The sequence below is a fragment of the Spirulina sp. 06S082 genome (assembly GCF_034932145.1).
GTDB lineage: Bacteria > Cyanobacteriota > Cyanobacteriia > Cyanobacteriales > Spirulinaceae > CCY15215.
Map to the genome: position 1 here is coordinate 1 of NZ_JAYGHV010000360.1, position 3,322 is coordinate 3,322.

Here is a 3,322-nt window from a genome sequence, read left to right on the forward strand (position 1 = left end):
TTTGTATGCCTTGAACATTATCGCTTGGATAGCTTGCTGATAAGATTATAACTGATTTTGAGGTCGTTCCCACAGGGTTCCCGGAGGGAGTAGGGACGGGTGAGGTTTCTCTTGGTGCGCGTTCCTTCGCTGTTCGCGTAGCGTCTCCAAAGGAGTTGGAAACCTCGTGCCGAGGTTGCACCGCTCCTCAGCTTATCCAATTGACCTTTGGGGGTCGCTCTCATCCCCTCTTCAATCGAAGATTTGAAGAGGGGAATTCCCGCTCCCATTGTTAAAATATTGTAATAATTCCAGTTATCTGCATAAAAATACAAAATCATTCCCGAGATAATATTAAAGAGATATTTTCTCACTCTGTTGTTCGATTTGGAGGGAATGACCATGTTTTTAGCAGCATTCCGGTTTTTTGGGTTTTTCGGTGACAATCATCCTTTAGATAACAATCGCTTTGTTCGGAAGGTACAATTAACCCAGCATTTTGACGAAGCCATTGTTACTGAAGCGATCGCACCCCATAAAAACGGGCAAATTCGCTATCTTGCGTCTTGGTGGCTGGCACGGTGCGAATTAGATATTATCATCCCAGAGGGGGAAATTGTGCTTATTGTTGGTCGCTCAAATAGTACCACCTTTTTGGTACAACCTCTTCCTCGTGTTGAACCGTCCTAACGTCATCTCAAGCGCGATACGATGAAAATTTAGGGTGCGATCGCGCTTATTATCAGTTATGAGTTATGAGTTATGAGTTACCCATTACCGAGTACAATTATCCCCAGTGAATGCTGCGATCGCAATCCTTTATGACTTCTAATGCTTTTCTCACTATCGACGAGCAATCTATTTCTGTCGATCGAACCCTCGGCTATCTTCAAGCAGCCGGGAAACTTCAGAATTTTATTGTTGAGATTCTCCGACAGTACATTCTCGAAAAAACCCTCAAAGAAGAAGAACTTCCCGATAGTACGGCCATTGTCGAACAAGCGGTAATTAATTTTCGCCTGCAAAATCAACTCAGCGAACCGAAAACCTTTAACGAATGGCTGGTCAAGAATAATCTTACTTACGAAAGGTTTCACGGACAAGTAGCCGGGGGCGTACAATTGGCACAACTGAAAGTAAAAATTGCCGAACCCAAATTACAAGAACATTTTATCGATCGCAAACTCGCCCTCGATCGCATCGTTCTCTCCCGTATTATCGTAGATAATCGGGAACTTGCCGAAGAACTTCACTTGCAAATTCTCGAAGGTACCCCTTTTGAGAGATTGGCGAAAAAACACTCTTTAGGAGAAGATCGTATTGTGAACGGGATGCTAGGACCTGTCAGCCGCGCCACTTTGCCCGATCGCCTTCGCGCCGCGATCGACGATGCGAACCCAGGAGATATCGTCGGACCCCTACAATTAGAAGAACGCTGGTTAATCTTCCGTATCGAACAATTTCTTCCCGCTTCCCTCGAGGATAATCAAATTAAAGAAACCCTGCAAAATGAGATTTTCGAGCAATGGTTAGGCGAAAAAGTTCGGGGGTTGAAGGTCAAGATCGAAGCCGAATAGCGTGGGAACAACCGCCGTTTTGTTGGCTCGATCGCCCACAACAAACCCGTATCAACGAACAATTAGAAGTTCTCGAATATACCATCGGCGAGAAAATTTGGGAAAGCGAGGGGGGTGGCGATCGGGCGATCTATCTCCTCGTTTCTGGAAAAGTGCGCCTGCGTCGAGACGATCCCCCCCAACCCCTATTCACATTAAAAGAGGGGGACTGGTTTGGGGACTTGCTGGCTTTGGGAGAAGACTGTAAAGCGGTTGCTTCGGGAGAAATAACTGTATGGCGCTGGAATGCTGTTTTATGGGAAAACAAAAGTACAGAACTGGAAACATTTTGGCAAGCAACAACCGCCCGTTACTTAGGAGAAACAGCGCCAGATTCTCCTGGGCAGAATTCCCTCCCTGTTATCGCCCAATCAGGTCAGATTACTCACAAAAAGACAGAGAGTAATTTTAATGAGGATACTATTACCCCAGAAATTGAAGACACTAAAGATGCTCACGCAATTGTGAAAGCATTACAGGGAGTGCTATGGGAAGGATCGGAAACAGAAGCTGGGGATACTTTAGCGCGGGTACAGGAAATTTTGCGCGATCGCCCCTTAGTCCCTTTTGAACCATCGGAACCCAGCAAACCCCCCAAACTCATTCAACAGGATATTTCCCCGTATTCCAAATATCCTTTTATCTCCAGTAAAAATTCGGCGGCGGCTTGTCTGTCAATGGTGGCACAATATTTTAATGCCCCGGCTGCGTTGGAATGGGTGCAAAGACAATTGAGAAGCGATCGCCCTCACCATCTCGTAGATGCGGGAGAAAAGTTAGGCTTGCAACTGCGACGGCTAAAAGTGAGCTGGGGAGATTTAACTCGCATTTCTATGCCTATTCTCTTACAATGGCAACCCCCTTATGTGAAAAGCGATCGCAAAATTGATATCCGTCACAAAGTATTCTGGGCAGGGCGCAAACAATTGCAACCATCCGAGGGGGACCAGTCCCAACGCTGGATCGTCCTCTACGAAATAAAAGGCAGTAAAGCCATTATCGGCGATCCCCTCAACCCCCGTCTTTGCTGCGAACCCATTTCTCGCAAACAGCTAGAAGCGGGATGGAAAGGGCGTATCTGGCAAGTAGAACCTCTCCGCAAGCAAGAAAAATTTAATCTCACTTGGTTTTTGCCCGCCGTTTGGCGCTATCGCGGACTCCTGCAAGAAGTTTTGTTGGCTTCATTTACCTTACAATTGTTAGGATTGGGAACGCCGATTATCACTCAAGTTATTATCGATAAGGTCATGGTGCAGGAGAGTTTAGCCACCTTAGATGTGATGGCGATCGCCATGTTGAGTATTGCCGGTTTTGAGTCCATTTTGGGCATTTTACGCCTCTACATTTTCACCCATACCGCCCGCCGTTTGGATTTATCCCTGTCTGGGCAAGTATTTCGCCATCTTATGCGCCTTCCCCTCGCTTATTTCGAGTCCCGTCGGGTGGGGGATACCGTCGCCAGGGTACAAGAGTTAGAAAATATCCGCCAATTTCTCACAGGAACAGCCCTCACCGTCGTTCTCGATAGTATTTTCGCCGTCGTTTACTTGGTGTTAATGTTTTACTACAGCGTAGAATTAACCTGGGTTGCCCTTGCCATTCTGCCCTTATTTGCCCTTTTAACCCTTCTTTCAACGCCCATTTTACGCCATTGGCTCAATGAATCCTTTAACCGCAATGCCGACAGTCAATCATTTTTAGTCGAAACCATTACGGGAATACGTGCA

Annotated in this window: 4 protein-coding genes; 3 read left to right on the top strand and 1 reads right to left on the bottom strand. The window is 46.4% G+C overall.

The annotated features are described in order from the left end of the window. Window positions 1-17: 17 nt before the first annotated feature. Window positions 18-353, bottom strand: coding sequence for a hypothetical protein (locus VB714_RS21205; protein WP_323226680.1), 336 nt, complete (start codon window positions 351-353; stop codon window positions 18-20). A 28-nt stretch (window positions 354-381) separates the two neighbouring features. Between VB714_RS21205 and VB714_RS21210 the strand changes: the two genes are divergently transcribed. From VB714_RS21210 to VB714_RS21220, 3 genes are all read left to right on the top strand, one after another. Then, window positions 382-669 (top strand): NfeD family protein, encoded by a 288-nt coding sequence (locus tag VB714_RS21210; protein WP_323226681.1) that lies wholly within the window; start codon window positions 382-384, stop codon window positions 667-669. Window positions 670-800: 131 nt separating this feature from the next. Continuing rightward, a complete protein-coding gene (locus VB714_RS21215) occupies window positions 801-1,556 on the top strand; it encodes a peptidylprolyl isomerase (protein ID WP_323226682.1) in 756 nt (251 codons plus the stop codon). Further along, window positions 1,505-3,322 (top strand): ABC transporter transmembrane domain-containing protein (locus tag VB714_RS21220; RefSeq protein WP_323226683.1); only part of this gene is annotated, 1,818 nt, incomplete at its 3' end. The genes VB714_RS21215 and VB714_RS21220, both read left to right, overlap by 52 nt.